Here is a 19,348-nt window from a genome sequence, read left to right on the forward strand (position 1 = left end):
AGCCGAGTTCGAACCCTCCTCTTATACGACGGCCGCGAACACGCTTGCGTGTTCGCGGCCGGGTTTTCGAGTGGACCCTCCCTAGAGGGTGGTGTGCATGAGAATCACGTTGTACTGGCTGTGCACAGTGGTGAGGAAGTACAGGTCGCGACCGGTTTGGTACGGGAAGATCGACGGCGCGTACGCGGTGGGCAGTTCGCGGGTGTCGATCAGCACCTCGGGCCCGCTCCACGGCCCCTCGGGATTCGGCGAGCGGTACATGACCACCGAATTCCACGGATCCGTGGTGAGCATGATGTATTGCCCGAGATAGTCGTTCCACTGCACCGACATCTCGGAGATACCGCCGCCGATGACCGGGGTGGCCCCGTCCACATCGTCGCGCTTCCATTTGTCGCCGCACCAGTATTCGTAGGCGCCGAGGTCGCCGATCGCGGCCTCGGGGACGCGCGCCACGAAGGCGGGATTATTGCGCCCGGACGCGGTGCCGTATTCGTAGACGAAGCCGCCGTTCTTGACGAAGGCGTTCATCTGGAAATTGCCGTTGCCGTTCTCGTCGGGACGGCGGGTGGCGGGCAGTTCGACCCAGTTCTCGCCATTGTCGCCGGAGGCGGCGAGCCCGGAGAAATTGGTGGTCCACTGACCCACGTCATCCCAGCTCTTGACCGACATGAGGCTCATGAACTGGGTGCCGCCGACCGAGATGGCGGCGGTGGGGATGCGGCTGATCTCCAGGAACGGGATCTTCGGGCTCGGGATGAGATCGCGCGCCTGGCCGAAGATATCGCGCACGACGCTGTCGAAGTAGATGCCGTTGGCGGGGTTACGGGTGTGTGAGCGGACCAGGATATTGGAGCGCCAGGCCCACGTGCTGCCGACCAGCAGATTGGGGAATCCGAGTCCGGCGGTGTCACCGAAGGTGGTGAGCATTTCGCCGTTGCCGTTGTCCCACATGATGCCGAGGTCGGTGCCGAGGACGTTATAGGCCTGGGTGTTGTTGGGGCTCTGCATACCGGTGACCTGAAAGACCGCTTTGGTGCGGCCGGGAAGCTGGGGCAGCCCATTGGTGCCGTTGAGCACCGGAATCGGATTGATGGCATTGGGGTTGGCTGCTGCGGGGCCGGTCACGGTAAGGAGCAAGGCCGTGGCACCTGCTACGGCGGACAGCAGCAGGGGGGCGGACTTGTTCAATGCGTGGTCCTCCGGTTCTCGCCGAAAATCATGCGCGACCACACGGTATGTGACCAGCCACACAGGATGTCCGACTCGCTGGCAAAGTGTGAAAATGCTAACAGCGGAACTGGGGCTTGCGGGATAGCAGATGAAATTGCTCGCGGTGAATTGCCCTACGTCCCTTATTCCTAGCACCGATTGGGCGCTGAGCTGGACAGATGCGTCCGCATGGCGAGTCGCGGCACCGCTATCGCCGGGTGAATGACACGCGGTACGCGCTCGGGCTCAGCCCATTGCGGCGCAGCAGATGCTGGCGCAGCGATTCGGCGGAGCCGAGTCCGGAGCGCCGCGCCACCTCCTCGATGGACAGGGTGGTCGCCTCCAGCAACTCTCTGGCACGGTCGACGCGCTGATGGAGCAGCCATTGCAGCGGACTGGCTCCGGTCTCCTCCCGGAAGCGGCGGGTGAGGGTGCGTGTGCTGATATTCGCGTGTGCGGCCAGATCTCGGAGCGCGAGTCGCTGATCGAGTCGGGCCAGTGCCCAATCCCGGGTCGCGGCAAGGGAAGTGCCGGTCTCGGGCGGGAGCGGAGTCTCGATGAATTGCGCCTGCCCGCCCGGCCGGATGGGCGCGACGACGGCGAGGCGTGCGACCGCGTTGGCGGTGATCGCGCCGTAGTCGGTGCGAATCATGTGCAGGCACAGGTCGATTCCCGCGGCCAGTCCGGCGGAGGTGAGGATGTCGCCGTCGTCGACGAAGAGGACGTCGGGTTGCAGGTTCACCGCCGGAAAGCGTTCGCGCAGCTCGTCGGAGAACAGCCAGTACGTGGTGGCCGGGCGGCCGTCGAGCAGTCCGGCCTGGGCGAGCACGAAGGCGCCGGTGCAGATCGAGGCGATGCGTTTGCCCTGCGCCACAGCGGTTTCGAGCACCGCGAGGACGCGGGGATCGGCCGCCTCGCGCGCACCGGTTCCGGTGACCATGATCGTGTCGGCATCCGCCGCCGCGTCCAGACCGTGCTCGATGAGCACGGCGGTGCCGTTGTAGCCGGGCACGATTCCGGGATCGGGGGTGCACAGCACCACCTCGTATCCGGGTGCGCCGTCGATCACCGCGGCGGGGAAGACCGTCTCCGGAATCGAGAGGTCGAAATTGGTCACCGGCGGTACCGCGAGAACTGCGATCCTGTGCATGGCTCGATCCTTGGGATATCTGGCATTCCAGCCACTACCGTACCGGGATCCGGCTGGGCAGAGTGGATTCCGGGCCGCCGCACGGTGGCCGTCGAGAGAGGAAATCCCATGTCACTGCATGTTGTGGCGGGCGCCGGGGGCACCGGGAGCCGGACCGCGCTGGAACTGGCCGAGGCCGGGGAGCGGGTGCGGCTGGTGAGCCGGCGCGGGCTCGGCCCCGAGCATCCGCGCATCGAATTGGCGGTGGGCGACACCACCGACGCCGACCGCATGAGCGAATTGGCCACCGGCGCGGTCAGTTTGATCAATACCACCTGGCCCGCCTACGATCGCTGGCCCGCCGAATTCCCGCCGATCGGCGCGGCATTGCTGACCGCGGCCGAGCGGACCGGTGCGGGCTATGTCTCGCTGAGCAATACCTACGGGTACGGGCGGGTGGACGGCGCCTTCACCGAGGATCTGCCGATGGCGCCGATCGCGGTGAAAGGCGCTGTGCGAGCGAAGATGTGGCTGGACGCGCTGACCGCGCACCAGGCGGGTCGAGCCCGGGTCGCCGAGGTGCGGGCCGCGGCTTTCCTGGGCCGGGACGCGGCGACCTCGGTGTACAACATGTTCGTCGTGCCGAAACTGCTTGCCGGGGAGCCGGTTTCCTATCCGGGCGATCTGGATGTCGCGAAATCCTGGTCGTACGTGGGCGATGTGGCGCGGACGCTGGCCGCGGTCGCTCGTTCGGAGGTCGGCTGGGGTCGGGCTTGGCATGTGCCGTCCCATCGGATCTCGGTGCGCGAGCTCACCGTCGAACTGGCCGCGGCCGCGGCCATGCCCGCCCCGGAGTTCGTGCCGATGACGCGCACGGAGCTGGCCTGGGCGGGGTCGGAGAATTCGGTGATCGCCGAGATGATCGAAATGTATTACGCCTTCGAACATCCCGATGTGCTGGACGCCACCGCGACCGAGCGCGCCTTCGGATTGGCGGCTACCCCGTTGGACGCGATCATCGCCGAAACGGTCACCCTGGTCGCCGCGGCGTGAACGGCCTATTCGGACTTGGAGCCCCTGCCGAGCGCCTGCCGGATGATCAGCGGCAGTTGGGTGGCGCGTTCGACGGCCAGGGTGCGGCGCACCGAGGACTGCCAGCTGCGGTCGAAGAGCCGCTTGGCACTTGCCACGGCGTGCGGGGACCGGGTGGCGATGCGGTCGGCGAGCTTCTCGGCGGCGGCGAGCGGGTCGGCGCTGACCTCGGTGACCAGGCCGATGCGCTCGGCGTAGGCGGCGTCCACCGGGTCGGCGGTCATGGTGAGCAGCAGCGCCTTGTCGATGCCGATCAGCCGGGACAGGGTGGCCGCGCCGGTCATATCCGGGATGAGGCCGTGCTTGGCCTCCATTACCGAGAACTCGGAATCCGGTGTGACGAAACGGAAGTCGGCCGCCAGCGCGATCTGCAGGCCGCCGCCGTAGCAGCGCCCGTGCACGACCGCGATCACCGGCTGCGGTAGTCGCCGCCACGCCCAGCACGCCTCCTGGAAGGCATTGGTGCCGGTCCAGGGCAGCGGGATGAACGCACGCGCCACCTCCAGGGGATTGCCCATGGCCTTGGCGACATCGAGACCGGAGGAGAAGCTGGGACCGTTGCCGGAGAGAATGACCGCGCGAATATCCTTGCGCTGCTCGATCTTCCGGGCCACTCGCGCCAGTTCGCGGAGCATCTCGACGGTGAGGCCGTTGTGCTTGTCGGGCCGGTCCAGGGCGACATAGGCGCGGTCGCCTTCGATCCGCAGGATGACGTTGTTACTCACGGTCTTTCCTCTTCGGCTGCTCGTATCAGTCCAGCTGGTCCAGCAGCAGCCGGGCGCAGCCGATCGGGTCGTCGTAGAACGGCGTATGCCCGCTGCCGTGCAGCGTGACATGCCGCGCGCCCGGCAGCGCCGCGCGGGCGCGCCGAGCCTGGGTGGCGTACGTCAGCAGAATGTCACGACTACCCCAGGCGATGGTGATCGGGATGCTCTCCAGCCGGGTGCGGTCGGGCAGCCGGAAATCGGTGAACGACGCCAGCGCGGCATCGAAGCCGCCCGCGCCGAGCAGCCCCTCGACGGTGTCGACGGCAATGCGCGGATCCAATGCCCAGGGCTTGCCGAACACCAGGCTCAGGAAGGTGGTGCGGCCCGCGACATTGCCGAGCAGGGCAGGGACCGCCGGACGCAGCGCCCGGGTGAGTTGTTCGGCGCGGCCGAGCGCCTGCTGGCACCACACGCGCCCGGGCGTATCCCAGAATCCGATGGGGGAGTAGGCGGTGACCGAGCGGGCCAGGCCGCGCGCGGCGAGGTCCAGAATGATGCCGCCGCCCATGGAATTGCCCGCCAGGTGCGGGTTTTCGATGCCCTCGGCGGCGAGGAAGCCGACCAGCGCGTCGGCGAGGGTGGAGACCGTGGTGTGCGGGAGCGCCGCGCTGTCGCCGAAGCCGGGCAGGTCCACCGCGATCACCTCGAACGATTCGGCCAGGGTGGGGATGACCGGTTCCCAGACCTGCCACCGGCTGCCGACACCGTGCACGAGCACCAGCGGTGCGCCGCTGCCCGCGCGGTGATGGTTCAACTTCGTCATAGGAGCTCCCGCCGAGTGCTGGCTGTGCGTCGACCCTAACAGTCGTTGACCGATGGCCAATTGAGCTTTTCGGCCCCCTCGACCGGCCGTGTTCGCGGCTGGTCGGCGGTACGATAAATGGTATGGCAACCCGTAAGGTGACTCTCTCGCTCGATGAGGCGTCCTGGGCGTATGCCGAGCAGGCCGCGGCCCGCGCCGGTATGTCGCCCTCGGCCTGGATATCGCGGGCCGCGCGGCGCGAGGCGGTGCGCACCGGCTGTGGACCCGGCGTCGATCCGGTCCGGCAGGCACTGGACGACGAGGCGGAGCTGGCCGTCGCGGAGCAGGAGTTGCGTGCGCAGGGGTGAACTCTGGGTCTATCACCCGCACGGCTCCGCCCGCATTCGCAATATCCTGCTGATCAGCAGCGACGGCATCAATGAGTCGCCGCGGCCCTGGTTGATCGCCGCCGAGGTGATGGATGAGGATCCGCGCGACATTCTCGCGGTGCCGATTCCCGGGCACGGTTGGGTGCACGCGGGCAATCTCGGTCGTATCTACCGGGATTGGCTGGCCGAACGCATCGACGAGGTCGACACCGAGACCGCCGAGCGAATCGACACAGCGCTGCGCGCCGCCATGGATCTGTGAGATCGTTCCTCCCGGCCCAACCCATTCATTCTCCAGAAGTGAGGAACCCGTGCGGATTTCCCTGATCGCCGCCGCGCTCGTTGCGCTGCCGCTGTTGGCCGGTTGTGGCGGTGGCGGTGACGATAAGCCCGCGGTCTCGCAGGCCGAGATCTCCAAGTCGCTGCAGGACGGTGGTCTCAAGGACGAGAAGCTCGCCAACTGTGCGGCGAAACTTTTTGTGGACGAAGGGATCTCGCAGGACGGGCTGCGCCTGATGATCAAGAACGACACCAAGAACGCCACCGCCACCGATCCGGAGTCGATGGGTCTGAGCGGTGCGGACGCCGATAAGGCGCGCTCGGCCACCAATAAGATCGTGAGCGAGTGCCTGAAGTAGTTCCACACCGGCGCTTTTGGCGTTTCCCTAGCCGATCGCAAGCGGCGGCGCGCACTCTCGGGTGACGGCGAACGAACCCCCCGTCGCCCGGGAGATCGAGGAATGCCATGAGGAAAACCGCCCTGGCCGTGGCGCTGCTGGCGTTGCCCCTGCTCGCCGCCTGTAGCAGCCAGGACAAGTCCGGCGCACCCGCCACTGTGGTCTCGGTGACCTCCACCCCCGCGGCCGCGGTGACCACCACCGCCCCGGCGGTCACCGGGACCACCTCCGCGACCACCTCCTCGGGCGTGGTCTCCGCCACGACGAGCGGCGCCCCCGCGAGCGGCGCCCTCACCGCCCCGCAGATCTCGAAGTCCTTGCAGGACAAGGCCGGACTCGACTCGAAGACCGCCGACTGCGTCGCCGGAATCTATGTCGACGCGGGCCTGTCGCAGAGCGGTATCCAGAAGCTCATCGACCACGGCTACAACAATCCGGTCGGCGTCGGCCTCACCGGCGATGATCTGCGCAAGGCCGGGACGGCCACCAAACGCATAGTCACCGAATGCATTCGGTGAACCCCGACCGGCTCCGCCGGGCATGAAAAAACCCGCTCGGGGGAGCGGGTTTTTTCATTGTGAGCCGATGACGGGAATCGAACCCGCGCTACCTGCTTGGGAAGCAGGAGTTCTACCATTGAACTACATCGGCAGTACGCCTTGACGCGTTCGCGACTCTATCAGACCGGGTCCGGCGGGACGCAACTCTTTCCCCATTCGCCCAGCTCCACGCGTGTTCGACGGGTCCGGGGCGGGGCTGTGCCCGGGAATTCCGGTGCGCGTTTCGCCGTGTCCCGGGCGGCGCGCCGAAGATCGGAACGCAATTCCGCGAACCGCGGGGTTTTGTACGGCAGCGGTCGTAGACTATGCCCCAGGGTCGAAAGCCCGTCCACCACAGGAACTTTGGGATGCGCTGAACGTTTGCGGGTGCGCGTGCGGCCGGTGCTGCCCTGCTCGGGGGTGACGTATGACCGCGGTGCCATCGCGGGATATCCCGCAACTAGAGGCCGTGCGGCCTTCCACTCGCCGGCGAGAGCCGAAGGGTTCGTTCCTCTGGAAGGCGATCACGACCACCGATCCCAAGGTGCTCGGGATCATGTACCTGTTCACGGCCATGACCTTCTTCCTCATCGGCGGCCTGCTGGCGCTGCTGATGCGGGTGGAGCTGGCCCGGCCCGGCCTGCAATTCCTCTCACCGGAGCAGTTCAACCAGCTGTTCACCATGCACGGCACCATCATGCTGCTGTTCTACGCGACCCCGATTCTGTTCGGCTTCGCGAACGCGGTGCTGCCGCTGCAGATCGGCGCGCCCGATGTGGCGTTTCCGCGACTGAACGCGTTCAGCTACTGGCTGTACCTGTTCGGCGCGACCATGGCGACGGCGGGATTCGTCACCCCCGGCGGCGCGGCGGACTTCGGCTGGACCGCGTACACCCCGCTCTCGGACATCGTGCACGCGCCCGGCGTCGGGGCGGACCTGTGGATCATGGGCCTGGCGGTCTCGGGCGTCGGCACCATCCTGGGCGGCGTCAATATGATCACCACGGTCATCTGCCTGCGCTGCCCGGGGATGACCATGTTCCGCATGCCCATCTTCACCTGGAATATCCTGGTGACGAGTGTGCTTGTGCTGCTTGCCTTTCCGATTCTCACCGCGGCGCTGATGGCGCTGGCGGTGGATCGGCACCTGGGCGCGCACATCTACGATCCGGCCAATGGCGGGGCGATTCTCTGGCAGCACCTGTTCTGGTTCTTCGGTCATCCCGAGGTGTACATCGTGGCGCTGCCGTTCTTCGGCATCGTCACCGAGATCTTCCCGGTGTTCAGTCGCAAGCCGCTGTTCGGTTACAGCACACTGGTTTACGCGACGCTGTCGATCGGGGCGCTGTCGGTGGCGGTGTGGGCGCATCACATGTACGCCACGGGATCGGTACTGCTGCCCTTCTTCTCGCTGATGACCTTCCTGATCGCGGTGCCGACCGGTGTGAAGTTCTTCAACTGGATCGGCACCATGTGGCGGGGTCAGCTGACCTTCGAAACGCCCATGCTGTGGTCCATCGGCTTCCTGGTGACCTTCCTCTTCGGTGGTCTGTCCGGGGTGGTGCTGGCGAGCCCGCCGCTCGACTTCCATGTCTCGGACAGCTATTTCGTGGTCGCGCACTTCCACTACGTGCTCTTCGGCACCATCGTGTTCGCGACCTTCGCGGGCATCTACTTCTGGTTCCCGAAGATGACCGGCAGGCTGATGGACGAGCGGCTGGGCAAACTGCACTTCTGGACCACGTTCTTCGGCTTCCACCTCACCTTCCTGGTGCAGCACTGGCTGGGGAACGAGGGCATGCCGCGCCGGTACGCGGACTACCTGCCGAGCGACGGCTTCACCACGCTGAACACCATCTCGACCGTCGGTTCCTTCGTGCTCGGGCTGTCGATGATCACGTTCGTCTGGAATGTCTTCAAGAGCTACCGCTTCGGTGAAGTCGTCACCGTCGACGATCCGTGGGGTTACGGCAACTCCCTGGAGTGGGCCACCACCTGCCCGCCGCCCCGGCACAATTTCTACGAGCTGCCGCGCATCCGCTCCGAGCGACCCGCGTTCGAGCTGCACTATCCGCATATGGTCGACCGCATGCGGGACGAGGCGCATTCGAGCTGGCCGCTGCGTACCCAGCAGGCGGTCGAGCCCGCGCAGACCCCGACGGCCGAGGTGCGGGACGACCCCAACTAGTCTCTTGGCGTGCTGCTTTCCGATCGCGACATCCGTAAGGAGATCGCCGAAGGGCGTCTCGGGCTGGACCCGTTCGACGACAAGCTGGTGCAGCCGTCGAGTATCGATGTGCGGCTGGACAGTATGTTCCGGGTGTTCAACAACACCCGCTACACCCATATCGATCCCGCGCAACGGCAGGACGAGCTGACCACGCTGGTCGAACCCGGCGTGAACGAGCCGTTCGTGCTGCACCCGGGTGAGTTCGTGCTGGGCTCCACCCTCGAGGTGTGCACGCTGCCGGATGATCTCGCGGGCCGGCTCGAGGGCAAGTCGAGCCTGGGCCGCCTGGGCCTGCTCACGCACTCCACCGCCGGCTTCATCGATCCGGGTTTCAGCGGGCACATCACCCTGGAACTCTCGAATGTGGCGAATCTGCCCATCACCCTGTGGCCCGGTATGAAGATCGGACAGCTGTGCCTGTTCCGGTTGAGCAGCCCGGCCGAGAACCCGTACGGCAGCGCCGCGGCGGGCTCGAAATATCAGGGTCAGCGCGGCCCCACACCGTCGCGTGCGTACCTCAACTTCCAGACGCCCGAAGGCAACTGAGCTCTGCGGGTGTACGTAAGGCTCCACGCGTCGTAAGGTGGCGGCGACAGGTACGGTGACCTCACCGTAATATGCTCCGCTCGCACGTCGTTCGGTGTGCAAGCGCGGTCAGTGTGGCAATGAATGGGCAGCGAATGAGTTCGGTACTGGGAGTTTCCGTGGGGGCGGGCGCGGTTCGCGTGGCACGCCCGCATGCCGGGAACTCCGCCGGGCGGGGCACGGTCCAGCCGCAGGCGGCCGACGCCTTCGACGTACAGGCCGTTCCGGTCGGCGAACGCCGGGTCGAGGAGCTGGCCGCCGATGCCATCGGCGCGGTGCTGACCGCGGATCCGCGGATCGCGGCCACCGCCATCGCCTACCGCGACGAACAGCACGCGCGGGCCGTCCGGGCCGAGCTGGCGCGCCGCCAGTTCACCAATTACGAACTCGTGCCGGATGTGATCGCGGCCCTGGAGTACCTCGAATTCTCCGGTGAGCTGCAGGGATTCGGTACCGTCGCGCTGTACGACCTGGGTGCGTCCGGTCTTTCGGTGACCGTGGTCGACACCGCGTCGCGCCAGGTGAATTACACCGAGCGCACCAGCGATATCAGCGGCGACTACCTGGACTCGCTGATTCGGGAGCAGCAGATAGCCTCCGGGCGGATCGCGCATCCGCCGGACGCGGCCGGTCTGGCCGCACTGGACGCGCTGTGCCGCACCGCGAAAGAGCAACTCTCCGAGAGCAGTGCGGTGGCGCTGCCCTCCACCGAGGGCCTGGTGCTGCTGTCCCAGGAGAACTTCGAAGCGCTGATCATGCTGGCCGTGGAGTCCTCGGCGCGCATGGCCCGCGATGTCATCCTGCGCTCCGAGCAGCCGGTGCAGGCGGTCGCGCTGATCGGCGGCTGCGCCCAGATTCCGCTGGTGGCACGGGTTTTGCGGCGTTGGCTGGGCGTTCCGGTGCTGGTGCCGGCGAATCCGGGCACGGTCGCCGCGCGCGGCGCCACGCTACTGGCGCGCCCGATGCGGCAGCGGCCCGCGGCCGCGCCCTTCCCGGCGGCCTTCGAGAATTCGATTCCGGCACAGCACGACTCGAATCCGCCGTTGCTATCCAGCGCCGGCGCGGTGGAGAAGTTCTCCCGGCGCCGGGAGATCAGCATTGCCGGGGTGGCGGTGGGCGCGCTGGTCGTGGTCGCCGCCATCGGCGTCTCGCTGGGCTGGGGTCCGCAAGTGCTGGAGCATGATTCACAGAGTTCGGGTGCGGCGACCAGCTCCGCGGTGGTCACCACCACGCGCCCGTCTCCCGAGACCACCACGGTCGCGCCCAGCACCACCGATGCCACCAACGAATCGCTGGCCGCACCGCCGCCGCGCCGTGAGACGACCACCACCACCGAGGCACCGCCCCCGCCGGGACCCAACACCATCACCATCATTCCGGGTCTGCCGCCGGTGATCGTGCCGACGCTGCCGCCGCTGTTCCCGGCTCCCGCCGGGCCCGCGGGCTGATTCCGCCGTCGCGAACCCGCCTGCGGGCCGCCGTAATTCGGCCTGAAATGCCGGAAATGTACGACCTAGCACGGCCATTACGCTGCCATTCGGCATGGAGATTCACCCGCCGAGTCCGCCCCGTCGACTGCCAGGAAAAGGGGCGGACTCGGTGGGTCCGGCACCTGCGGCGCCGGTGCGAGGACCGGCTGCGTTCAGTCCTCGCCTCCGTTTCCCACCGCCAGAGCTGTCGTAATGAGCATCGACAGGGGTGGGAGTGGAAGATCGCGGGCGGGCGGCACCACCCAGTGGCAGCCCTCGCGGGTCCAGCGACCCAGCCCGGTGGGCAGCATGACCGCGCTGCCGATCGCGGGTATTCCGATATCGAGGCGATTGAGCACCTCCATGATCTGCGCGCCCGGATCGGCGTCGGGCTCGGTGAGGAAACTCCAGCGAATCTGCCTGGCCAGCATCGGACCGCTGCGCCGATGCTGACGCAGTGTGCTGCGGACCATTTCGGCCCGCGGGACCGGCAGGTGCAGCACCCCGACCTCGCCGGTCACGGGAAGCATGACGAAGCCGCCGCGTTCGGCCACCGGAAGCCCGAATTCGTGCCGGTAGAAGGACACCCAGTCCTGCACCGTTCTCAGCTTGTCCGCGTTCACCACCCGACTCCTTGCCTCCCGATTCCAGGGTGGGGCCCTGACGGGCGGTGCGGGAACGCCCGCACGCCCTCCTTGCGCTGCCCAATCACTGCCACTACTACCGGCACGTAAGCGACTGATACCAGCTACATCTCGGCTGTGGCAGCGGTCACCATCCACTCGTACCCTGGACATCGGAGTTCGTTCGGAAGGATGACATCGTGGTCCGGCAGTGGTCAGGTAAAGAGGCCCGTGCCCTCCGCGATGCCAAACGGATGAGTATCCGGGAGTTCGCGGCCCATTTGGGCGTCCACGAACGCCTGGTTTCGAAGTGGGAGGCCGGTGGCGATCGGGTCCATCCCCGCCCCGTCAACCAGGCCGCTCTCGATACCTCCCTGGCCCGGTCCGACGATATCGTCCGGGCACGGTTCGCGGCTTTGATCGACCAGCCCTTGATCGACCGCCCCGTACCCGGTTTCGATGTGCGCCAGGGCGTTCCGGCGCAGGCCAGTTATTCCAGCGACGCGGAACTGCTGGCACTCGTCGATACGGGTGCGATGAGGGGCGATGCGTTAGCGGCTATTTCGGAGAGGGATCTGATCATGGCGGCTGCCCATGAAGCAAGTGAGCATGCGGGCCGGGCGGAGGGTTCCAATGTGGGTGCCACCACATTGGAGCAGCTCGATGCCGATGTCACGCGTATCGCCAACGACTATGTGCACGTACCCCCCGTGCCCATGATGGTGGAGATGCTGCGGGTGCGCCGGCGCGTCTATCGCCTGCTCGAGGGGCATCAGCGCCCGGCCGACACCGGCCATCTGTACCTGCTGGCGGGCACGCTCTCCGGTCTGCTGGCCAATGCCAGCACCGATCTCGGCTATGTCGACGCCGCCGGCGAACAGGCCAGGGCCGCTTGGGCTTACGCGGAATTGTGCGAGCACAACGGTTTACGGGCCTGGACCCGCGGTATGCAGGCGCTCATCGAGTACTGGTCGGAGCGGCCGCGGCGCGCGGTGCTGCTGGCGCAGAGCGGACAGCAGTACGCGGAATCGGCCACCTCCCAGGTGCGACTCCACAATATCGAGGCGCGCATCTGGTCCCGGCTGGGTTCGCCCGCCGATACCGAGCGCTGTATTCGCGCCGCGGACGATGCGCGGGACGGCAACTCCAGTGACACGCTGCACGACGAGGTCGGCGGCGTGTTCGGTTTCAATCAGCCCAAGGCGCAGTACTACGCGGGTGCGACCTATATCCATCTCGGTCAGGCCCAACCCGCGCTGGAGGCGACCCGGCGCGCCATCGAGCTGTACGCCAACGGGCCCACCGAACAGCGCTCGTACGGCGCGGAATCCCTCGCCCGGGTGGACAGCGCCGCGGCGCACCTGATCAACGGCAGTCTGGACGGCGCCGCCGAGGCGCTGCAACCGGTGCTGCAACTCGACGAGGACAAGCGCATCGCGCAGTTGGAGGAGCGGCTCACCGGCCTGCGCCAGCGCCTCACCCGCCCGGAATTCCGGGAGGCCATCGAGGCCAGGCAACTGGACGAGCGTATCGAGGAGTTCTGCGGCACCACCGCCGCCAAGGGCATGCTGCCGCCCGATTCGCCGCGTTGAAAAAAGCTGGTTGCGGACGGATGGCACCATTGGACGGGTGAGTCCTTCCAGTCACCTACCGCATAAGTCCCCGCGCGTCCTGGAGCAGTCGACCAAACTCCAGAATGTGGTCTACGAGATTCGGGGGCCGGTACACGCACACGCGGCGCGACTGGAATCCGAGGGCCACCGCATCCTCAAGCTCAATATCGGCAATCCCGCGCCGTTCGGCTTCGACGCGCCCGATGTGATCATGCGCGACATCATCGCCGCGCTGCCTTACGCGCAGGGCTATTCCGAATCCAAGGGCATCCTGTCCGCGCGCCGGGCCATCGTGACCCGCTACGAAGTGGTGCCGGGCTTCCCGAAGTTCGATGTGGACGACGTCTACCTGGGCAACGGCGTTTCCGAGCTGATCACCATCACCATGCAGGCGCTGCTGGACAATGGCGACGAGGTGCTGCTGCCCGCACCGGACTATCCGTTGTGGACGGCCATGACCAGCCTCGCGGGCGGCACCCCGGTGCACTACCTGTGCGATGAGTCCAATGGCTGGCAGCCCGATATCGCCGATATGGAATCCAAGATCACCGACAAGACCAAGGCGATTGTGGTGATCAACCCGAACAATCCGACGGGCGCGGTGTATTCGGCTGAGGTGTTGCAGCAGATCGTCGATCTGGCGCGCAAGCATCAGCTGCTGCTGCTCGCGGACGAGATCTACGACAAGATCCTGTACGACGACGCCAAGCATATTTCGCTGGCCTCGCTCGCCCCGGACCTGCTGTGCCTGACCTTCAACGGGCTGTCCAAGGCGTACCGGGTGGCGGGTTATCGCTCCGGTTGGCTGGTGATCACCGGGCCGACCGATCATGCCGAGGGGTTCCTGGAGGGCATCTCACTGCTGGCCTCGTCACGACTGTGCCCGAATGTGCCCGCACAGCATGCCATTCAGGTGGCGCTCGGCGGGCATCAGAGCATCGAGGATCTGATTCTGCCGGGCGGGCGACTACTCGAGCAGCGCGATGTGGCGTGGGAGAAGCTCAATACGATTCCGGGCGTCTCGTGTGTGAAGCCGGAGGGCGCGCTGTACGCGTTCCCGCGGCTGGATCCGGAAGTCCATGAGATCCACGATGATTCGAAGCTGGTGCTGGATCTGCTGTTGCAGGAGAAGATCCTGATGGTGCAGGGGACCGGGTTCAACTGGCCGCACCATGACCACCTGCGCATCGTGACGCTGCCGTGGGCGCGGGACCTGTCGGTGGCGATCGAGCGCTTCGGCAATTTCCTCGCGGGTTATCGTCAGTAGCAAAACAAACCGCTAGTACGAAAAAGGTGGGTTTTTAGAGACTTAGCTAGCGCAAAGAAGCGGCTTTTGTGTACAGTAGGACTCGGCACTCAGGTGCCCGGCCAGACCTCCTACCCCCCCTGGGACGTCTGGCCCTGGATCGGTCGGCCTACCCCCCTGGGCCGCCATCCCGGGCGGCGGAGACATCCCCCTGCTCTCCGCCGCCCCCTCCAGGATCTTTCAAGGCTCGACCTCCGCGTCGGGCCTTTTCTTCATGCCCGGTTGGGGGCCGTACCATCCGCGCTTCGGGAACCGTTTTCGTTTAGGGTTGCCCGGTGAGCGATCACCATCATCACCATCATGACCACTCCGGGCCCATTGCCATCGGGGCCACCGCCAAGTGGGTCGTCATCGGGCTGCTCACCTTCGTCGGCGTGCTGGTTCTCGGCGGGACCGTATGGCTTTGGCCGAGCAGTCACCACGTGGACATTCCGCTGCCCATGCAGAACGGGGGCGGTGGGGCGCTGGTGACCGAGGCCGGATCGGTGATCAGTCAGGACATCGGGCCGTGCGGGAGCCCCTCGCTGGGCAAACCGTTCGACGAGAAGCCGCAGGCGCCGCGCAGTAACGCGTACAGCTGCCAGCGCAGCATCATCAGCATCGATTCGGGGGCGGACAAGGGCAAGAAGACGCTCTTCGAGATCGCGCCCGGTCCGGGACAACCCGATCTGCGGGTCGGGGACAGCCTGCGCATCGTGCGGCAGAGCGATACCAACGGGGCCACCGTGTACTCGTTCGACGACTATGCGCGCGGACTGCCGCTCGGGATCATTGTCGGCGTCTTCGCGCTGGTCATCGTCGCGGTGGCGCGCTGGCGCGGTGTGCGGGCGCTGATCGGGCTCGGCTTCGCCTTCGGCGTGCTGGTGATCTTCATGCTGCCCGCGCTACTGGACGGGAAACCGGCCATTCCGGTGGCGCTGGTGGCGGGATCGCTCATCCTCTACTCGGTGCTGTATCTGGCGCACGGGGTGAATCTGCGCACCAGTTCCGCGCTGCTGGGGACGCTCACCTCGATGGTGCTGGCGGCCGTATTGTCCTGGGTCGCACTGAAGATGACGCATCTGACCGGGTTGTCCGAGGAACAGAACACCAATGTGGCGACCTACCTCCAGCATGTGAGCATTACCGGATTGTTGTTGGCGGGCTTCATCATCGGCTCGCTCGGCGTGCTCAACGATGTGACCATCACGCAGGCGTCGGCGGCCTTCGAGCTCGCGGCCCTGGACGAGAAGGCTTCGCGCCGCGGCATTTTCGCCGCCGCCATGCGGGTCGGGCGGGACCATATCGCCAGTACCGTCTACACCCTGGTACTCGCCTACGCCGGTGGCGCGCTGCCGCTGCTGCTGCTGTTCAGCGTGGCGGGACGCTCCATTCGCGATGTGCTGACCGGTGACGCGGTCGGCATCGAGATCGCGCGTTCGGCCGTCGGCGGTATCGCCCTGGCCCTCTCGGTCCCGCTGACCACCGCCATCGCGGTCATCCTGGCCCGCCCCTTCGGCCATAGGCCGCCCGCCCGCGCCACCGGACCGGACCGCCCGCGCCCGGCCAAGCGGGCCGCACGCCCCGCCGGCGCGCGGCCCGCTTCGAAAACCGGTGCCGCGCAATCTGCTCCGTCCGGGCGTGTGCCACGTCAGACCCCCGAGCCCAGGCAGGACGCGTGGCAGGAGCCACCGCAGCAGTCCTGGCCCGGTACCGGACCGCAGCATACGGTGCAGGAGACGCCGCCACCCTGGTCGCTGAGAGCCGCTGCGGAGCAACAGAATCCGGCCTACGACGATACGGATCCCTCGCTCCCGCGCCCGCCCGCGAAGCCGCAGCAGCCGCCTCGCGGTGGGGGTCGGCACTCCAAACCCTGACCGGCACCGTCATTCGGCGTGACCTGTCTCGTCATCCCGGCGCGCTCTTGGCCGGGATCCACCCGGTTCCGTGCCGTACGGCCGGTGTGGATCCCGGCCGAAAGCATGCCGGAATGACGGGGGTCAGGTCAGATGCGTTGCCAGAGTGCGGGTGTCGCGGCGGGCATCCAGTTCGGGTCGTAGACGGTGTGCGCCTGCAAGCAGCGGTAGCGGCCGCCCTGATAGGTGACAACATCGCCGACGGAGTAGCGCGCGCCCACCTTCCACTCGGTGCCTGCGGGCTGATCGGTGGTGGTCGGGTGATGGTGGGTGGTGGTCGGCGGCGTCGTGGTGGGCGGCGCGCTGGTGGTGACCGGGGGCTTGGTCGTGGTCGGCGGGGGCGTGGTGACCTGAGGTGTGGTGGTCGTGGGTGCGGTGGTGGGAGGCGTTGTGGTGCCGGGTGATCCGCCACCGATCTGTAGGTCCAGGCAGGAGTAGAAGGCATTGGCGGTATCGCCGATGTTCCAGATGGCGAGGAGTTTCTGCCTGCCGGTGAACCCGCTGAGATCGATGGTGTGGGTGACGCCGCCGTCGGGCGGGGGCTGGTTGTTGCCGTCGACCACCCCGACGCGGGTGCCGCCGATGTAGTACTCCCAGTTCAGGGTTCGGTGCAGGGCGGTGAAGGTCCAGCTGAAAGTCGCTGTACTGCCGACCGATTGGACTTTCCAGCCTTTGCTGTCATCGTCGAGGTCGGCGAATCTGGCGATATTCGCACTGCAATTGCGCAGGCCCTTGGGGCCTTCCACGCTCTGCGGCTCGTATTGGATATCCCCGCAGGACACCAGGCGCTGGGCGCATTGCGCCTGTCTGCCGAGCGGGGATGAGATATAACCGTGTGCGTTCGCCACCGCGGGGGGCAGGATCGTGATGAGAAATGGCGTCAGACCGATCGAGGCCATGGCAATGGACAGTCTTGTGCTGCTAACCACCTGAAACTCCTTGCGAGACAAGGGGGCAGCGGTGACCGGTGTGCTGTCCCGTGATGGATCCGTGACATGATCCGAATCACTTTGAAGCAAAATCGTGCTCTAAAAGATATGCGGCAGCAACGTTTTGGTCAAGCGCCCTAGCTCGAGAAATTCAGAATTATTGGCGCACAGCAAACTTGATATGCGCTACAGCAAACATTTCCCCCGCAGCGGATTACCACGTCATCCAGATCGGATATTTCCTCATACCGACAGTCGTGCCGCCTCGCAGAGCGCACCCACGCCGTCGGCGTCGGTGACGAAATGATCGAATCCGCGCGGCACCCCGATCTCGGCGAAATCGACATCGGTGGTCTCCGGCGCGGGCAGTGCGGGCACCGGAATGCGCACGGCCGCATGCAGATCCCGCACACCCGTCAGTTCGATCACCCGGCGCGCGTTGTCGGCGCGCAGACCACCGCAGGCCATCACCTGAATTCGCCCGTCCGCCAGGGTGACCAGGCGCGTGATGAGCGCGGCCCCGTCCAGCACCGACACCTGCCGCCCCGAGGTGAGCAGCCGGGTGAACCCCAACTCGAGCAGCTGATCGAATCCGCCGTAGGGATCGGCGCACACATCGAAGGCTCGATGGCAGGTGACCTCCATCCCCTCGGCCGCCGCGAGCAGCTCCCGATTGGCCGCGGCGGCGATATTGCCCTGTTCGTCCAGGACCCCGATCACCACACCGTGTGCCCCGGCCGCGCGCGCCTGTTCGATATCGGCGCGCATGAGCGCCACCTCATCGGCGGAGTAGCGAAAATCCCCCGGGCGCGGCCGAATCAGTACATGGATCTGTACCCGGGCGGCCGCCTCGACCGCGGCCCGCACCAGGGCCGTACTCGGCGTGAGACCGCCGACCGACAATCCGGTGCACAATTCGACCCGCGTGGCGCCCGCCGCATCCGCGATTCGCACCCCCGCGAGCGACTCCACCCCGATCTCGACCCGAACCGCTCCCGCATCCGTCATACCTCGAGTATGGGCGAAGATCAGGTTTCGCGTTTGCCCGGCATTAGCAGAATCGATCATGCGGATCCGAATCGAGACGGCGAGGGCGCGCCACCCGGGTGGGTGGCGCGCCCGCATCGGTGCTGTTCCGGCGTCAGTTCTTCTTGCCGGGAGCCTTCATACCGGACTTGAAGCCCAGACCGCCGGGCTTGGCCGCCGGGGGCTTGGCCGCGCCGTTTCCTTCGGCGGTGCCATTGCCCTCGGCAGCGCTGCCATTGCCCTCGGCGGTGCCGTTGGACTCGGTGGTGCCGTTGGACTCGGTGGCGACCGGTTCGGCGGCAGCCGGGGCCGGAGCCTCGGGAGCCGGAGTCGAATCGGCCGGTGCCGCAGGTGCTTCGGCGGCCGGAGTCGCGGCCGCCGCCTTCGCGCCGGGAGCCTTCGGGCCGGGGCGCTTGAGACCGGACTTCATGGCCAGACCCTTGGGGGCGATGGACGGCTTGGCCTCGGTGGCCTCGACCGGAGCCGCCGGAGCCGCCGGAGCCGAATCGGCCGGAGCCGCGGTCGCTTCCGCCGGAGCCTCGGTCGCCGGAGCCGCGGCGGGTTCGGCCGGGGCCGCCGCCTTCGCGCCGGGAGCCTTGGCCGCTCCCTTCATGGCCAGACCCTTACCGGGAGCCTTCGCCGGACCCTTCATGGCCAGTCCCTTGACGGGCTTGGCCGGAGCCGACGACGCCTCGGCGGCGGCCTCCGGAGCGGAAGCCTCGGCGGGAGCGGGCGTTTCAGCGGCCGGAGCCGCCTTCGCACCGGGAGCCTTGGCCGCTCCCTTCATGGCGAGACCCTTGCCGCCGGGAGCCTTGGCCGGACCCTTCATGGCCAGCCCTTTGGCGGGGGCGGCCGGAGCCGACGACGCCTCGGTGGTCTCGGCGGGAGCGGCTGCCCCGGCGGGCTCGGCAGGCGCGGCGGCCTTGGCTCCGGGTGCCTTGGCGGCGCCCTTCATACCCAGACCCTTGCCGCCGGGTGCCTTCGCCGGACCCTTCATACCCAAGCCCTTGCCCGCCGGAGCGGCCTTGGGCTCGGCGGGAGCGGTGGCCTCGGCCACCGCGACCTCGGCCTTGACGGGCTCGGGCTCGGAAACCGGTTCGGGCTCTTCGACCTTCGGGGTCTGAA

The 19,348-nt window shown here is 67.0% G+C and carries 17 protein-coding genes, 1 tRNA gene and 2 pseudogenes; 11 read left to right on the forward strand and 9 right to left on the reverse strand.

Going from position 1 to position 19,348, the window contains the following annotated elements:
• Window positions 1-81 precede the first annotated feature (81 nt).
• Window positions 82-1,191 carry a glycoside hydrolase family 183 protein gene (locus NA10_RS33560; RefSeq protein WP_067574754.1) on the reverse strand — a complete coding sequence of 370 codons (1,110 nt, stop codon included), beginning with the start codon at window positions 1,189-1,191 and terminating at the stop codon, window positions 82-84.
• Between the two features lie 229 nt (window positions 1,192-1,420).
• Window positions 1,421-2,362, reverse strand: a complete 942-nt coding sequence (locus NA10_RS33565; RefSeq protein WP_067574741.1) for a GlxA family transcriptional regulator — start codon at window positions 2,360-2,362, stop codon at window positions 1,421-1,423.
• 108 nt (window positions 2,363-2,470) lie between these two features.
• On the opposite strand from NA10_RS33565, the gene NA10_RS33570 reads away from it, so the two are divergent.
• Window positions 2,471-3,394: an NAD-dependent epimerase/dehydratase family protein gene (locus NA10_RS33570; RefSeq protein WP_067574742.1), complete on the forward strand. Its 924-nt coding sequence runs from the start codon at window positions 2,471-2,473 to the stop codon at window positions 3,392-3,394.
• Window positions 3,395-3,399: 5 nt separating this feature from the next.
• Here the strand turns inward: NA10_RS33570 and NA10_RS33575 are convergent, their stop codons facing one another.
• Window positions 3,400-4,158 (reverse strand): crotonase/enoyl-CoA hydratase family protein, encoded by a 759-nt coding sequence (locus NA10_RS33575; protein WP_067574743.1) that lies wholly within the window; start codon window positions 4,156-4,158, stop codon window positions 3,400-3,402.
• Between the two features lie 25 nt (window positions 4,159-4,183).
• Window positions 4,184-4,963, reverse strand: coding sequence for an alpha/beta fold hydrolase (locus NA10_RS33580; RefSeq protein ID WP_067574744.1), 780 nt, complete (start codon window positions 4,961-4,963; stop codon window positions 4,184-4,186).
• 122 nt (window positions 4,964-5,085) lie between these two features.
• On the opposite strand from NA10_RS33580, the gene NA10_RS33585 reads away from it, so the two are divergent.
• From NA10_RS33585 to NA10_RS33600, 4 genes are all read left to right on the forward strand, one after another.
• Window positions 5,086-5,310, forward strand: coding sequence for a hypothetical protein (locus NA10_RS33585; RefSeq protein ID WP_067574745.1), 225 nt, complete (start codon window positions 5,086-5,088; stop codon window positions 5,308-5,310).
• Window positions 5,297-5,593, forward strand: a complete 297-nt coding sequence (locus tag NA10_RS33590) for a hypothetical protein (protein WP_067574746.1) — start codon at window positions 5,297-5,299, stop codon at window positions 5,591-5,593. Before NA10_RS33585 ends, NA10_RS33590 begins: the two co-directional genes overlap by 14 nt.
• 49 nt (window positions 5,594-5,642) lie before the next feature.
• On the forward strand, window positions 5,643-5,969 hold the full coding sequence (locus tag NA10_RS33595; RefSeq protein ID WP_067574747.1) for a hypothetical protein: 327 nt from the start codon (window positions 5,643-5,645) through the stop codon (window positions 5,967-5,969).
• A gap of 107 nt (window positions 5,970-6,076) precedes the next feature.
• Window positions 6,077-6,526: a hypothetical protein gene (locus NA10_RS33600; RefSeq protein WP_067574748.1), complete on the forward strand. Its 450-nt coding sequence runs from the start codon at window positions 6,077-6,079 to the stop codon at window positions 6,524-6,526.
• A 62-nt stretch (window positions 6,527-6,588) separates the two neighbouring features.
• Here the strand turns inward: NA10_RS33600 and NA10_RS33605 are convergent.
• A tRNA-Gly gene (locus NA10_RS33605) sits at window positions 6,589-6,659 on the reverse strand.
• Window positions 6,660-6,974: 315 nt separating this feature from the next.
• On the opposite strand from NA10_RS33605, the gene ctaD reads away from it, so the two are divergent.
• The 3 genes from ctaD (at window position 6,975) to NA10_RS33620 (ending at window position 10,810) form a co-directional block, all read left to right on the forward strand.
• The gene (gene ctaD / locus NA10_RS33610) at window positions 6,975-8,735 is read left to right on the forward strand and encodes an aa3-type cytochrome oxidase subunit I (protein ID WP_067574749.1); all 1,761 of its coding nucleotides are present in this window, start codon (window positions 6,975-6,977) and stop codon (window positions 8,733-8,735) included.
• A 9-nt stretch (window positions 8,736-8,744) separates the two neighbouring features.
• On the forward strand, window positions 8,745-9,323 hold the full coding sequence (gene dcd, locus NA10_RS33615) for a dCTP deaminase (protein WP_067574750.1): 579 nt from the start codon (window positions 8,745-8,747) through the stop codon (window positions 9,321-9,323).
• Window positions 9,324-9,457: 134 nt separating this feature from the next.
• Window positions 9,458-10,810, forward strand: a complete 1,353-nt coding sequence (locus NA10_RS33620; RefSeq protein WP_067574755.1) for a DUF7159 family protein — start codon at window positions 9,458-9,460, stop codon at window positions 10,808-10,810.
• A gap of 194 nt (window positions 10,811-11,004) precedes the next feature.
• On the opposite strand, the gene NA10_RS33625 is transcribed toward NA10_RS33620, so the two are convergent.
• Window positions 11,005-11,454 (reverse strand): hypothetical protein, encoded by a 450-nt coding sequence (locus NA10_RS33625; RefSeq protein WP_067574756.1) that lies wholly within the window; start codon window positions 11,452-11,454, stop codon window positions 11,005-11,007.
• A gap of 200 nt (window positions 11,455-11,654) precedes the next feature.
• On the opposite strand from NA10_RS33625, the gene NA10_RS33630 reads away from it, so the two are divergent.
• From NA10_RS33630 to NA10_RS33640, 3 genes and pseudogenes are all read left to right on the forward strand, one after another.
• A complete protein-coding gene (locus NA10_RS33630) occupies window positions 11,655-13,046 on the forward strand; it encodes a helix-turn-helix domain-containing protein (RefSeq protein ID WP_067574751.1) in 1,392 nt (463 codons plus the stop codon).
• A gap of 28 nt (window positions 13,047-13,074) precedes the next feature.
• On the forward strand, window positions 13,075-14,334 hold the full coding sequence (locus NA10_RS33635; protein WP_067574757.1) for a pyridoxal phosphate-dependent aminotransferase: 1,260 nt from the start codon (window positions 13,075-13,077) through the stop codon (window positions 14,332-14,334).
• 314 nt (window positions 14,335-14,648) lie between these two features.
• Window positions 14,649-15,896, forward strand: a pseudogene (locus tag NA10_RS33640) (YibE/F family protein); the annotation flags it as partial.
• A 461-nt stretch (window positions 15,897-16,357) separates the two neighbouring features.
• On the opposite strand, the gene NA10_RS33645 reads toward NA10_RS33640, so the two are convergent.
• The 3 genes and pseudogenes from NA10_RS33645 to NA10_RS39035 all read right to left on the reverse strand — a co-directional run.
• Complete coding sequence (locus tag NA10_RS33645; RefSeq protein ID WP_245678186.1) at window positions 16,358-17,197, reverse strand: lytic polysaccharide monooxygenase; 840 nt, start codon at window positions 17,195-17,197, stop codon at window positions 16,358-16,360.
• A 243-nt stretch (window positions 17,198-17,440) separates the two neighbouring features.
• A complete protein-coding gene (locus tag NA10_RS33650; RefSeq protein WP_067574753.1) occupies window positions 17,441-18,205 on the reverse strand; it encodes a copper homeostasis protein CutC in 765 nt (254 codons plus the stop codon).
• 133 nt (window positions 18,206-18,338) lie between these two features.
• A pseudogene (locus NA10_RS39035) lies at window positions 18,339-19,348 on the reverse strand (Fe-S oxidoreductase); the annotation flags it as partial.

This window comes from Nocardia acidivorans NBRC 108247 (assembly GCF_001625085.1).
In the GTDB taxonomy this organism is placed as follows: domain Bacteria; phylum Actinomycetota; class Actinomycetes; order Mycobacteriales; family Mycobacteriaceae; genus Nocardia; species Nocardia acidivorans.